Origin of the sequence: Pelagibius sp. 7325, assembly GCF_037652055.1 — a bacterium.
Lineage (GTDB): Bacteria > Pseudomonadota > Alphaproteobacteria > Kiloniellales > Kiloniellaceae > Pelagibius.
The window spans coordinates 1-12,975 of the sequence record NZ_JBBKAH010000016.1 but is presented as its reverse complement, the minus strand read 5'-3'; the positions used below and the strand labels follow the sequence as shown (position 1 = coordinate 12,975).

Sequence of the window (12,975 nt, the reverse complement as noted above, 5' to 3'; positions counted from 1 at the left end):
CTCTTGAGCGGAATTCCCTGCACCCTGATGCGCGGCGGCACCTCGAAAGGGGCTTACTTCCTTGCCAAGGACCTGCCGGGCGAAGGGCCGCAGCGCGATGCCCTGCTGCTGTCGGTGATGGGATCGCCCGACCCGCGCCAGATCGACGGCATCGGCGGCGCCGACCCGCTGACCAGCAAGGTTGCCATCATCGAGCCCTCGGCGCGCCCGGGCATCGACGTCGACTACCTCTTCGCCCAGGTCTTCGTCGACCAGGCGCGCGTCGGCTACGGCCAGAACTGCGGCAACATCCTGGCCGGCGTCGGCTACTTCGCCATCGAAAAGGGCCTGGTCGCGGCCCAGGACCCGGTGACGACGGTCACCATCTTCATGGTCAACAGCGGCCAGACCGCGGTGGCGGAGATCGCGACGCCCGGCGGCAAGCCGAGCTACGCCGGCGACGCCCACATCGACGGCGTGCCGGGCAGTGCCGCCGCCGTGCCGCTGAGCTTTACCGACGCCGCCGGATCGATGTGCGGCGCGCTGCTGCCGACCGGCAATGCCGTCGACAAGGTCGCCGGCTACAACGTGACGCTGATCGACAACGGCATGCCTGTCGTCGTGCTTCTGGCTTCCGACATGGGCATTCGCGGCGACGAGACGCGCGAGCAACTGGACGCCGACACCGAGTTGAAGGCGCGACTCGAAACCGTGCGCCTCGCCGCCGGCCCACTAATGAACCTGGGCGACGTGCACGACAAGACCGTGCCCAAGATGACCATGGTGTCGCCGCCGACGAACGGCGGCTGCGTTTCGACGCGCACCTTCATTCCCCATCGCTGCCACGCGACGATCGGCGTCTTCGGCGCCATCAGCGTGGCGACGGCCTGTTTGCTGCCGGACTCGCCTGCGGCGAGTGTTGCTGCAATCCCCGACGGGACGTCTAAACGACTCTCCGTCGAACATCCGACCGGTTCTCTCGATGTTCTGATTACATTAGCAGAGAGTTCCGACTATCCTGTGATCCAACGCGCCGCATTCTTGAGAACGGCCCGTAAACTATTTGAAGGTAACGTTTTTTCGCGCGATTGAGATAGGCTCCTTCGTGTCGATTCGCAAACGTCTACTTCCATGAGGGAGGCATGCTATGTACAGACGTACCCTGTTGAGGGCTGCTGGTGCTTCGATCGTCTCGATCGGCGCCGCGACCCTGTTCTCTCCGTTCTCGGCCAAGGCGGCCGACTTCTCCGGCAAGACCATCGAGTGGTGGATCCCTTTCCGTGAGGGCGGCGGCTCCGACACCTGGGCGCGAGCTCTCGCCCCGACCCTCGCGAAGTTCCTGCCGGGCAGCCCGACCATCATCATCAAGAACAACGCGCAGAGTGGCGCCATCGGCGGTACCAACGAGTACTTCGCACGCATGGAGCCGAGCGGCGAGATGATCTTCGGCACTTCGGGCTCGGTGCAGTTCCCGATGCTGCTGAAGGACCCGCGCGTCCGCTACAACTACAAGGAAGTCACGCCGATCTTCGCGTCGCCGGCCGGCGGCGTTGTCTACGTGCCTGCTGCGCACGGCGTGAAAGATCTGGCGACCGACATCGACAAGCTGAAGCAGGTCGACCTGAAGTTCGGCAGTCAGGGCGCCACCTCTCTGGACCTGGTGCCGGCGCTGGCCTTCGAGATGCTGGGCCTCGAGGTCGAAACCATCCTCGGCTTCAAGAGCCGCGCCAACGGCCGCCTGTCGACCATGCGCGGCGAGACCACCATCGACTACCAGACGACGCCGGCTTACCTGAAGCACGTCGTGCCGCTGGTCGATGAAGGCTCGATGGTGCCGCTGTTCACCTTCGGCGCGCTGAATTCGAAGGGCGAGATCGTGCGCGATCCCACCCTGCCGGATCTGCCGAGCTTCCCGGAGGTCTATGAGTCCGTGCACGGCAAGAAGCCGTCCGGTCCGGCCTGGGACGCCTGGAAGGCATTCTTCCTGTCCGGCTACGCCACGCAGAAGTTCCTGGTGGTGCCCAAGGACACGCCGAAGGACATCGTCATGGCCTATCGCGAGGCGGCCAAGAAGATGGCGGCCGACCCGCAGACCGTCGCCTTCATGGAAGAAGAGCTCGGCAAGTACGAGACCATCGTCGACGGCATCGACGAGGCGATGGAGACGGCCACCAATGTGTCCCCCGAAGCCGAAGCCTATATCCTGGGCTGGCTGAAGGATCGCTTCGGCTACGAGCCGAAGTAAACTGCCCATAGGCGATGTTCTCGATTTTATCGGGGACATCGCCTATTTTCTTTCCGCCGCACCGCGGGGGTGACGGGCAAGGATCGTCGGCAAGAGGCTTCGGGTCGCATGGCTGAAATTTTCCTGGAGGCACTGGCCACCGTCCTCAGCGGCCAGAACCTTCTCTATCTCCTCTTGGGCGTCGCCCTCGGGCTCGTCGTGGGCGTGCTGCCGGGATTCGGCGGGGCGGTCGGTCTCGCCCTGCTGCTGCCGTTCGTCTATGGCATGGACCCGATTTCCGGCGTCGCCATGCTGATCGGCGTCACCTCGGTGGTCTGCACCTCCGACACTTTCCCGGCCGTGCTGATCGGCATTCCCGGATCGGTATCATCGCAAGCGACGGTCGTCGACGGCTTCCCGCTGGCCAAGAAGGGCCAGGCGGCCCGCGCGCTCTCGGCCGCCTTCACCGCCTCGATGTTCGGCGGCGTGTTCGGCGCCGTCGTGCTGACCGGCGCCATCCTCGTCGCGCGCCCCATCGTGCTGGCCTTCGGCACCGGCGAGATGCTGATGCTGGCGGTGCTGGGTATCTCCATGGTCGGCGTGCTGACCGGCCAGTCGGTTCTCAAGGGCCTGCTCGCCGCGGCGCTGGGCCTGATGATCGGCATGATCGGCGTCGCGCCGGCGACCAGCGAGTATCGCTTCGAATTCGAGATTCTCTACCTCAGCAACGGCGTGCCGCTGCTGATCATCGCCCTGGCCGTCTTCGCACTGCCGGAGATCGTCGACCTGCTGCGCAGCAGCAAGGCGGTCTCCGACCGCAACCTGCTCGGCCACGGCTGGCTGCAGGGCATGAAGGACGCCGTGCAACATAAGTGGCTGATCCTGCGCTGCGCCGGCATCGGCTGCCTGATCGGCATCCTGCCGGGCCTCGGTGGCTCGGTGGTCGACTGGATCGCCTATGCCCACGCCATGCAGAGCGCCAAGGACCGCTCGGAGTTCGGCAAGGGCGACATCCGCGGTGTGCTGGCGCCGGAGTCCTCCAACAACGCCAAGGAAGGCGGCGCCCTCATCCCGACGCTGATCTTCGGCATCCCGGGCTCCAGCGGCACCGCCATCCTGATGGGCGGCATGATCCTGCTGGGTGTCGAGCCGGGCATCACCATGGTCACGCACAACCTGCCGGTGGTCTATACCATCATCTGGTCGCTGGCGATCGCCAACGTCATCGGCGCCATCGCCTGCATCGCGCTGGCCGGGCCGATCGCGCGCCTGTCGTCGATCAACTTCGACTACATCGCGCCCTTCATGATCATGCTGATCATGTTCGCCGCCTTCCAGTCGTCGAAGGCCTGGGGCGATCTCTTCGCGCTGACGCTGCTCGGCATCATGGCCATCTACATGCGCCGCTACGGGTATTCGCGCCCGGCTCTGGTGGTCGGCTTCGTGCTGGCCCAGGGCATCGAGACCAATCTCTACCAGACGGTCAACTTCTACGGCCTGGAAGTCTTCATGCGGCCGATCTTCCTGGTGCTGCTCGCCATGGCGGCGATCTCCACCTGGATCGGCCTGAAGATGGTTCGCATGCAAAAGCGCGAGGCGAACCTGCTGAACATGCCGCTCGGCGTCGGCCAGTTGATCTTTCTCGGCCTCGTCGTGATCTTCTCCGCCGGCATCGTCCTCCTGGCCCAGGACCTGATGTTCCTCGGCCGCATCTTCCCGACGGTGGTTGGCAGCATCGCCCTGGTCACAGCGGCCGCGCTGTTCTTCCAGATGCTGCGCAAGACCGAGGGCCCGAACCCGGCACGCTATGACGAAGAGCTGGCCGGCGGCGAGGAGGTCGAGAAGTCGTCGCCGGAGAGCCAGATCCTGTGGTTCATCGCCCTCATGGCGATCGGCGCCCTGGTCGGCTTCTTCCTGTCGATCGGCATCTTCATCGCCGGTTTCCTGAAGCTGCGGACGCGCCTGCCGCTCCACACCATCGCCATCATGTCGGCCTGCGGGCTGGGCGTGCTGGCGCTGATGGGGCACCTGCTGCACCTCGACTATCCGCGCGGCCTGCTGCAGTACTGGTTCGACCTACCCTGGCCGCTTTCGTGATCTGAAGTAGAAGGACCCCCGCCATGGCCTTAGCCCGGAAAGCCCCCCAGGCCGATTGCTCGCCCGAAGAATGGGAGATGCGCGTCGACCTCGCCGCCGCGTTCCGCCTGGTCGACCTCTACGGCTGGTCGGACCTGCTGGCGACGCACCTCTCGGCGCGCGTGCCGGGGCCGGAGGATCACTTCCTCATCAACCCCTTCGGGCTGATGTTCGACGAGATCACGGCGTCCAGCCTGGTGAAGGTCGATCAGGAGGGCAACATCCTCTCGCCGACCGACTACAGCATCAACCCGGCCGGCTTCGTCATCCACGGCGCCATCCACATGGCGCGCCCCGATGTTGCCTGCGTGATCCACACCCACACCCGCGCCGGCGTCGGCGTGGCAACGCAGAAGGACGGCCTGCTGCCAATCACCCAGCATGCCATGGCGGTGATCGCCCACGCCGGCTATCACGACTACCAGGGCATCGCCACCGACCTGGCCGAGCGCGAGAGCATCGTCAAGGATCTCGGCAACAACAACGTGCTGATCCTGCGCAATCACGGCCTCTTGACCGTCGGCCGCAGCGCCGGCGAGGCCTTCATGTGGATGTACCGTGCCGAGCGCGCCTGCTACATGCAGCTGTCGGTCCAGCAGTCCGGCGCGGCGCTGAACCCGATCTCCGAGGAGATCCAGCGCACCACCATCGAGCGCAACCGCTTCAATAACTCGGAGAAGGGCTACCGCCCGATCGGCAAGGTCGAGTGGCCCGCCCTGCGCCGCAGGCTCGACCGGCTCGACCCGACGTATAAGGACTAGGGTCGGATCCCTCATCCTGAGACAGGCGCGTCAGCGCCGTCTCGAATGAGGGGCCTCCGGCCGGGCGCCTCTTTCCGGACCCCGCTAGCCCTTGCCGCTAGCCTTGCCGCCGAACGCCTTCTCCATAGCCGCGACCGTCGGGAAGCCGTCGTCGACGAGGCCATCGGCGAGGCCCTGTTCGGCGCCCCAGGCGATGCGGCTTGCCGCCGCCTCGGCCATGGTCGGCTCCATGCCGATGTCGCGCAGCATGGCCGCGGCCTCGTGCATCTCCACCGCGCGGCGCGCGCCGTGCAGCGCCGTGCGCGAGGTGAGGTAGCGCGCGCGCTCCGGCCAGTCGAGGCCCGGCAGGCTGGGCTGCAGCGAGTTCAGCACCCGCTCCGTCGCGCCGAAATGGCTGGCCGCCGCGACGCACTCCAGGAACAGCGCCTCGACGCCCTTGATCATGATCGAGCGCAGCATCTTGGTGGCCGAGGCGGCGCCCAGGGTCTCGCCGCCGTCCTCGACGTTGAAGCCGAGGGCGTTCAGCCTGGCCGTGGCCGCGGCGACCTGCGGCCCGCACAGCAGGATCGGCACCTTGTGGCGATGCTTGGGCACCGGCGAGAGGATGGCGCCGTCCAGCACGGCGCAGCCGCTGGCCTGCAGCACCGCGGCGACGCGCTGCTTGGTGCCCGGCGCGGCCGAGTTGAGGTCGATATAGAACTGGCCTGGCTTCATATGCGCCGCCGCCGCCTCGGCGACCGGCACGGCGGCTTTGGCGACGACGGTCGACAGCACGATGTCGCCAGCGGCCACCGCGTCGCTCAGGGCGTCGTGCACCGTGGCGCCGAGCGATTCCGCTTCGGCGCGCAGGGCAGCGCCCTCGTCGCCCGCAAAGCGGATGTCGGCCAGGTGGATGGCCAGCGCGGGCTGCTCGGCACGCAGGCCGGCGACCATGGCCTTGGCGGCCTCGCCGAAGCCGATGAAAGAGAGCGCCTTAACCGGCGAATTTGGTTGTTCCGTCATGGGTTCCTGTTTCCTCCATAGCGCCGCAAGGATACTGCAGCGCCCGGAGGCGGGCGAGGCCGCCCGCGCGGGACGGGCCTCAATTCTGCGCTCCGGCCATAAGCGGCGTGGCTGCAGGCTATCCGGCGGCGGCCTGCAGCGCCCAGCCGCCGGCGGCGCTCAGCAGCACCACCAGCCAGGGCGGCACTTTCCAGAACACCAGCAGGGTGAAGGCGGCGAGTGCCAGGATGACGTCCTTGGGCGCCAGGATGGCGCCGGTCCACACCGGGTCGTAGAGGGCCGCCAGCAGCAGGCCGACCACGGCGGCGTTGACGCCGGTGAGCGCGCGGCGCGCCAGGGGATGGTGGCGCAGGCCGTCCCAGAACGGCAACGCGCCGATCACCAGCAGGAAGGACGGCGCGAAGACGGCGACGAGACAGATCGCGGCGCCCCCGAGGCCAAGGGGAACGCCATTGGGCAGAGGCGCCATCACCGCGCCGAGATAGGCGGCGAAGGTGAACAGCGGGCCGGGCACCGCCTGCGCCGCGCCGTAGCCGGCGAGGAAGGCGTCGCTGGAGACCCAGCCCGGCGACACCACCTCGGCCTGCAGCAGCGGCAGCACCACGTGACCGCCGCCGAACACCAGCGCGCCGGAGCGGTAGAAGCTGTCGGCCAGCGCCAGGGACTGCCCCGCCGCCCCTTGCACGGGATAGGCCGCGGCCAGCAGCGGCAAACCGATCAGGAGGGCGAAGAACAGCAGCAGCGCGGCGACGGCCACGGCCTTGTTCACCGCGATGCCGAGGCTGGTTGCCGCGCGGTCCGGCTGCCCCGGCAGGACCAGCAGCCCGGCGAGGGCACCGCCGGCGATGACGGCGAGCTGGGCGCCCGCCCCCGGCACGGCGAGGACGGCCGCGGCCGCCAGCACGGCCAGGGTCGCGCGCGGCGCATCGGGGCAGAGCGTGCGCGCCATGCCCCAGACCGCCTGCGCCACCACCGCCACGGCCACCACCTTCAGGCCGTGCAGCAGACCGGCGGGCAGCCCGTCCTGATAGGCGGCGACGCCGTAGCCGAAGAGGGTGAGCGCGAGGGCGGAGGGCAGCGTGAAGCCGAGCCAGGCGGCCAGCGCCCCGGCGTAGCCCGCCTTGGCGAGGCCGATGCCGATGCCGACCTGGCTGGAGGCCGGGCCGGGCAGGAACTGACACAGCGCCACGAGGTCGGCATAGGCATGCTCGTCGAGCCAGCGCCGGCGCGCGACGAAGGCCTCGCGGAAGTAGCCGAGGTGGGCGACCGGGCCGCCGAAGGAGGTGAGGCCGAGTTGCAGGAAGACGCGGAAAACTCCCCAGGCGGAAACCGCCGCCCGCCGCTCATCCCTCGCTTGTCCCGATTCCATCCGCGATGCTCCCCGCTTGGCCGCGGCGAAGGTCGGCGGCGGAGGCGCCGCCGTCAAGCGGCTTTGGGTTACAGGACGGTGACGCTTCCCAAGGGGCCCTGGTGTCTTGGCGGCCGGCGGAAGCGGCGGTCAGTCGCGCTCCGAGCCCGGCGCCCGGGTCGCCCAGATGATGCCCATGAGGAAGCCCTTGGCGCGCGGCAGGATGGCGACGGTCAGCGCCAGGGCGACCGCCGGCCAGACCACCATGGCGACCCAGTCCGGCCACTGGCTGTAGCGCTCGACCGCCAGCATCAGCGGCACCACGATGTGGCCGACGACGAGGATGGTGAGCCAGGGCGCCGCGTCGTCGGAACGCAGGTGCCCGAGCGGCTCGCGGCAGGCGGCGCAGCTTGCCACCGGCTTCAGGAAGCGCGCGAAGAGGCGCCCCCGCCCGCAGGCCGGGCAGCGCCCCTTGAGGCCGCGCAGCATGGCGGCACCGAGCGGCGCCCGCAGGGGTTCGTCGGGGTGTTCGATCATAGCGCTATCTTGACGGCTAGAGCGGCAGCCGTCCAACGGCGAAGCAGGCGGATCGAGGAGGGCGGCCACAGTCCGAAACTCCGAAACGCAAAAAGCCCCGTCGGAGTGACGGGGCTTTTTTTTGTTTGGTTGCGGGGGCAGGATTTGAACCTGCGACCTTCAGGTTATGAGCCTGACGAGCTACCGGGCTGCTCCACCCCGCGTTATTGGATTTGTTGTTTGTTTGGGTGGCTTATCCGCCTTCGTGTGGCGGGAGCGTGTTTCGGATTTTGTGTGGTGTGCTTTGTCTTGGTGCGATTGCTTTGCGGTGCAAAGCATGGGTCCTGTGCTTGGAAGACCTGGCGGCGACCTACTCTCCCACGTCTTAAGACGCAGTACCATCGGCGCTGAGGGTTTTCACGGCCGAGTTCGGGATGGGATCGGGTGTTTGACCCCTCGCCATAGCCACCAGGTCGTCCAAGCACGGGACGCTTTGGCTTCGCCAAAGCGGCGATGTGCATTAGACGGGTCTTGTCTTGCAGTCTTTATGAGTTGTCGTTCCAGATCCATCGCTGCTTTGCCTTTGGCAAAGCAGCTGACGAGGCCGAGGTTTCGCCTTTGGCGGAACCTCGGGGGTTCATCTCTGGACGCGATGGTTTTCGTTTTCCTCATCTCTTAGCGGGATGAGGATGGATCAAGCCGATTGAGCGATTAGTAAAGCTCAGCTTCACGCATTGCTGCGCTTCCACATGCTTCCTATCGACGTGGTGGTCTACCACGGCTCTCAAGCGAGACCTGGTTTTGAGGGGGGTTTCCCGCTTAGATGCTTTCAGCGGTTATCCCGTCCGCACATAGCTACCCGGCTGTGCCGCTGGCGCGACAACCGGTCCACCAGAGGTGCGTCCATCCCGGTCCTCTCGTACTAGGGACAGATCCTCTCAAGTCTCGAACACCCACGGCAGATAGGGACCGAACTGTCTCACGACGTTCTAAACCCAGCTCACGTACCACTTTAATCGGCGAACAGCCGAACCCTTGGGACCTGCTCCAGCCCCAGGATGTGATGAGCCGACATCGAGGTGCCAAACCTCCCCGTCGATGTGGACTCTTGGGGGAGATCAGCCTGTTATCCCCGGCGTACCTTTTATCCGTTGAGCGATGGCCCTTCCACGCGGGACCACCGGATCACTATGACCGACTTTCGTCTCTGTTCGGCCTGTCGGCCTCACAGTCAGGCAGGCTTATGCCATTGCACTCAGCAGCTGATTTCCGACCAGCTTGAGCCTACCATCGCGCGCCTCCGTTACTCTTTGGGAGGCGACCGCCCCAGTCAAACTACCCACCATGCAGGGTCCCGGATCCGGCTTCACGGACCGCGGTTAGACATCAGAACAGATAAGGGCGGTATTTCAAGGATGGCTCCACCGGAACTGGCGCCCCGGTTTCAAAGCCTCCCGCCTATCCTACACATGCCTGCTCTAATGCCACTGCAAAGTTGTAGTAAAGGTGCACGGGGTCTTTCCGTCTGACCGCGGGTAGCCCGCATCTTCACGGGCAATTCAATTTCGCTGAGTCGATGCTGGAGACAGTGGGGAAGTCGTTACGCCATTCGTGCAGGTCGGAACTTACCCGACAAGGAATTTCGCTACCTTAGGACCGTTATAGTTACGGCCGCCGTTTACCGGGGCTTCAATTCGCAGCTTGCACCGCTCCTTTTAACCTTCCGGCACCGGGCAGGCGTCAGACCCTATACGTCGCCTTACGGCTTCGCAGAGCCCTGTGTTTTTAATAAACAGTCGCCACCCCCTGGTCTGTGCCCCCCGCACCTGGTTGCCCAAGCACGGGGCCCCCTTCTCCCGAAGTTACGGGGGCAATTTGCCGAGTTCCTTCAGCATCGTTCTCTCAAGCGCCTTGGTATGCTCTACCAGTCCACCTGTGTCGGTTTGGGGTACGGTCTTATGTGGGGGTTATTTCCTGGAACAGCTTCGCTGCACGGGCAATCCAATAAGCCCATACAACACACGCCATTCGTCACCACCCACAGGTCCAGGAATATTAACCTGGTTCCCATCGACTACGGCTTTCGCCCTCGCCTTAGGGGCCGACTCACCCTGCGCGGATTAGCCTTGCGCAGGAACCCTTGGACTTTCGGCGAGAGTGTTTCTCACACTCTTTGTCGCTACTCATGTCAGCATTCTCACTTCCGATACCTCCAGGGCCCCTCGCGGGTACCCCTTCGCAGGCTTACGGAACGCTCCGCTACCCCTTGCTCCAAAGGAGCAAAGCCGCAGCTTCGGTGTATGGCTTTAGCCCCGGTACATCTTCGGCGCGGGACGGCTTAACTAGACCAGTGAGCTGTTACGCTTTCTTTAAAAGATGGCTGCTTCTAAGCCAACTTCCTGGTTGTCTTGGCCTTCCTACATCCTTTCCCACTTAGCCATAACTTAGGGACCTTAGCTGGCGGTCTGGGCTGTTTCCCTTTCGACCACGGACCTTAGCACCCGTAGTCTGTCTGCCGAGCTGTACTCTTCGGTATTCGGAGTTTGGTTAGGTTTGGTAAGGCTCGCGCCCCCCTAGCCCATCCAGTGCTCTACCCCCGAAGGTAATCACTCGACGCACTACCTAAATAGTTTTCGCGGAGAACCAGCTATCTCCAGGTTTGATTGGCCTTTCACCCCTAGCCACAAGTCATCCCGGTCTTTTTCAACAGACGTGGGTTCGGCCCTTCAGTGGGTGTTACCCCACCTGCAGCCTGCTCATGGCTAGATCACCTGGTTTCGGGTCTAATCCTACGAACTATGGGCGCCCTATTCAGACTCGCTTTCGCTGCGCCTACACCTACCGGCTTAAGCTTGCTCGCAAGATTAACTCGCTGACCCATTATACAAAAGGTACGCAGTCACCCCTCAAGGAGGCTCCTACAGATTGTAGGCATTCGGTTTCAGGCTCTATTTCACTCCCCTCATCGGGGTGCTTTTCACCTTTCCCTCACGGTACTGGTTCACTATCGGTCGCACAGGAGTACTTAGGCTTGGAGGGTGGTCCCCCCATGTTCAGGCAGGATTTCTCGTGTCCCGCCCTACTCGAGGACCGCAAAGCTTTCTACCCGTACGGGGCTATCACCCGCTATGGCGCGCCTTTCCAGACGCTTCCGGTTCTTACTCTGCAGCCACTGGCCTAGTCCGCGTTCGCTCGCCACTACTAACGGAGTCTCGGTTGATGTCCTTTCCTCCGGTTACTGAGATGTTTCAGTTCACCGGGTTCGCTTCCTCTACCTATGAATTCAGTAAAGGATGACCCTAAAGGGCCGGGTTTCCCCATTCGGAAATCCACGGATCAACGGGTGCTCGCCCCTCCCCGCAGCTTATCGCAGCGTGCCACGTCCTTCATCGCCTCTGTGCGCCAAGGCATTCACCAAATGCCCTTAAAACGCTTGATCCAACGAAATCCATCACGTCCAGGGAAGAACCCCTGAACTTTTCCCTGAAAAGGGAAAAGCTCAGACCCGACAGTCGTTTGGCAAAGCCAAACGACGATAGGGCCCCGCGCCATCTCCAACGGACATGACGCAAGAAATCAAGAGGCCCGTCTCGGCAAAGACGACCCTCAATCCCTGAAACGCTAAACTCATCAGACTTTTTTGCCGCTTCGTCCCGACCAAAGGAATAGGGACAAAGCGACGTCAAGACCCGGTAAGAGTTCTTCCGTCTCCCGCCAACACACACCCAGCCTCTTAAGCCAGGCGGCGACGGGGCCAGAAGGCCTCTCACCACACAAATTCCGATCCACACTGTCAAACAACAACGGACCACAATGGCAAAACCAAAGCGTCCGGATTTCTGAGTTTCCAGAGATGAATGACCCGCTGAGCGGGGCCCCTCTTAAGGGGCCGCGGCGCTTCCCGACGGCCTGCCACCCGCGGCCCTTAAAGAGCGCTGGAGTGGTGGAGGCGATCGGGATCGAACCGACGACCTGAAGCTTGCAAAGCTACCGCTCTCCCAACTGAGCTACGCCCCCAATGGGTACCGGCCAGAAGGCTTGCGGCGCCAAAGGCGAGCGATGGTGGGCCAGGGAAGACTTGAACTTCCGACCTCACGCTTATCAAGCGCGCGCTCTAACCAACTGAGCTACTGGCCCTTGAGCTACTGGCCCTTGAGCTTGGGGGCCGACGCGCGAGGCCCGGATCACGCTTCCCTCTTCAAAGGGAAAAACCCGGACATGCCTTCATAGCCTGTCATTCATCCTGGAAGGGATACGCAGACGGCGGACCTGAGCTTCTCGGCTCGTCCGGGCCCGGCGATGGCGTACTGCTTTTTTGTGTAAGTAACCCCCCGCGATTTTTGGCAGAGCCAAAAATACGCTCGGGATCCTTAGAAAGGAGGTGATCCAGCCGCAGGTTCCCCTACGGCTACCTTGTTACGACTTCACCCCAGTCGCTGACCTTACCGTGGTCGGCTGCCTCCTTGCGGTTAGCGCACCGGCTTCGGGTAAAACCAACTCCCATGGTGTGACGGGCGGTGTGTACAAGGCCCGGGAACGTATTCACCGTGGCATGCTGATCCACGATTACTAGCGATTCCACCTTCATGCTCTCGAGTTGCAGAGAACAATCCGAACTGAGACGGCTTTTTGGGATTGGCTTGGCATCGCTGCCTCGCTGCCCACTGTCACCGCCATTGTAGCACGTGTGTAGCCCAGCCCATAAGGGCCATGAGGACTTGACGTCATCCCCGCCTTCCTCCGGCTTGTCACCGGCAGTTCCCCTAGAGTGCCCGGCCGAACCGATGGCAACTAAGGGCGAGGGTTGCGCTCGTTGCGGGACTTAACCCAACATCTCACGACACGAGCTGACGACAGCCATGCAGCACCTGTGTGGCGTCCAGCCGAACTGAAAGATCCCGTCTCCGGGATCCGCGACGCCCATGTCAAGGGCTGGTAAGGTTCTGCGCGTTGCTTCGAATTAAACCACATGCTCCACCGCTTGTGCGGGCCCCCGTCAATTCCTTTGA

Annotated in this window: 7 protein-coding genes, 3 tRNA genes and 3 rRNA genes; 4 read left to right on the top strand and 9 right to left on the bottom strand. The window is 64.0% G+C overall.

Translation table 11 applies throughout. The annotated features are described in order from the left end of the window. The first annotated feature begins 3 nt into the window (after positions 1 to 3). From WDC82_RS24845 to WDC82_RS24830, 4 genes are all read left to right on the top strand, one after another. Positions 4 to 1,071, top strand: a complete 1,068-nt coding sequence (locus WDC82_RS24845) for a 4-oxalomesaconate tautomerase (protein WP_340120146.1) — start codon at positions 4 to 6, stop codon at positions 1,069 to 1,071. Between the two features lie 55 nt (positions 1,072 to 1,126). Continuing rightward, positions 1,127 to 2,224: a tricarboxylate transporter gene (locus tag WDC82_RS24840; RefSeq protein WP_340120145.1), complete on the top strand. Its 1,098-nt coding sequence runs from the start codon at positions 1,127 to 1,129 to the stop codon at positions 2,222 to 2,224. Between the two features lie 108 nt (positions 2,225 to 2,332). Then, positions 2,333 to 4,300, top strand: a complete 1,968-nt coding sequence (locus WDC82_RS24835; RefSeq protein WP_340120144.1) for a tripartite tricarboxylate transporter permease — start codon at positions 2,333 to 2,335, stop codon at positions 4,298 to 4,300. A gap of 23 nt (positions 4,301 to 4,323) precedes the next feature. Then, positions 4,324 to 5,100 carry a class II aldolase/adducin family protein gene (locus WDC82_RS24830; RefSeq protein WP_340120143.1) on the top strand — a complete coding sequence of 259 codons (777 nt, stop codon included), beginning with the start codon at positions 4,324 to 4,326 and terminating at the stop codon, positions 5,098 to 5,100. Between the two features lie 84 nt (positions 5,101 to 5,184). On the opposite strand, the gene WDC82_RS24825 is transcribed toward WDC82_RS24830, so the two are convergent. The 9 genes from WDC82_RS24825 to WDC82_RS24785 form a co-directional block, all read right to left on the bottom strand. After that, the gene (locus WDC82_RS24825; protein ID WP_340120142.1) at positions 5,185 to 6,102 is read right to left on the bottom strand and encodes a DUF1932 domain-containing protein; all 918 of its coding nucleotides are present in this window, start codon (positions 6,100 to 6,102) and stop codon (positions 5,185 to 5,187) included. 118 nt (positions 6,103 to 6,220) lie between these two features. Continuing rightward, on the bottom strand, positions 6,221 to 7,471 hold the full coding sequence (gene chrA / locus WDC82_RS24820) for a chromate efflux transporter (protein ID WP_340120141.1): 1,251 nt from the start codon (positions 7,469 to 7,471) through the stop codon (positions 6,221 to 6,223). Between the two features lie 129 nt (positions 7,472 to 7,600). Beyond that, positions 7,601 to 7,987 (bottom strand): DUF983 domain-containing protein, encoded by a 387-nt coding sequence (locus WDC82_RS24815; RefSeq protein WP_340120140.1) that lies wholly within the window; start codon positions 7,985 to 7,987, stop codon positions 7,601 to 7,603. A 126-nt stretch (positions 7,988 to 8,113) separates the two neighbouring features. After that, a tRNA-Met gene (locus WDC82_RS24810) sits at positions 8,114 to 8,190 on the bottom strand. A gap of 133 nt (positions 8,191 to 8,323) precedes the next feature. Beyond that, positions 8,324 to 8,439: ribosomal RNA gene (gene rrf, locus WDC82_RS24805) — 5S ribosomal RNA — on the bottom strand. A 217-nt stretch (positions 8,440 to 8,656) separates the two neighbouring features. Next, positions 8,657 to 11,405, bottom strand: a 23S ribosomal RNA gene (locus WDC82_RS24800). Positions 11,406 to 11,907: 502 nt separating this feature from the next. Then, a tRNA-Ala gene (locus tag WDC82_RS24795) sits at positions 11,908 to 11,983 on the bottom strand. A 43-nt stretch (positions 11,984 to 12,026) separates the two neighbouring features. Next, positions 12,027 to 12,103: transfer RNA gene (locus tag WDC82_RS24790), tRNA-Ile, on the bottom strand. A gap of 237 nt (positions 12,104 to 12,340) precedes the next feature. Beyond that, positions 12,341 to 12,975: ribosomal RNA gene (locus WDC82_RS24785) — 16S ribosomal RNA — on the bottom strand; the annotation flags it as partial.

Excerpts from the sequence above, each read along its gene's own strand:
- WDC82_RS24840 (WP_340120145.1), top strand. The coding sequence starts at position 1,127 with ATGTACAGACGTACCCTGTTGAGGGCTGCTGGTGCTTCGATCGTCTCG.
- WDC82_RS24835 (WP_340120144.1), top strand. The coding sequence starts at position 2,333 with ATGGCTGAAATTTTCCTGGAGGCACTGGCCACCGTCCTCAGCGGCCAG.
- WDC82_RS24830 (WP_340120143.1), top strand. The coding sequence starts at position 4,324 with ATGGCCTTAGCCCGGAAAGCCCCCCAGGCCGATTGCTCGCCCGAAGAA.
- WDC82_RS24825 (WP_340120142.1), bottom strand. The coding sequence starts at position 6,102 with ATGACGGAACAACCAAATTCGCCGGTTAAGGCGCTCTCTTTCATCGGC.
- chrA (WP_340120141.1), bottom strand. The coding sequence starts at position 7,471 with ATGGAATCGGGACAAGCGAGGGATGAGCGGCGGGCGGCGGTTTCCGCC.
- WDC82_RS24815 (WP_340120140.1), bottom strand. The coding sequence starts at position 7,987 with ATGATCGAACACCCCGACGAACCCCTGCGGGCGCCGCTCGGTGCCGCC.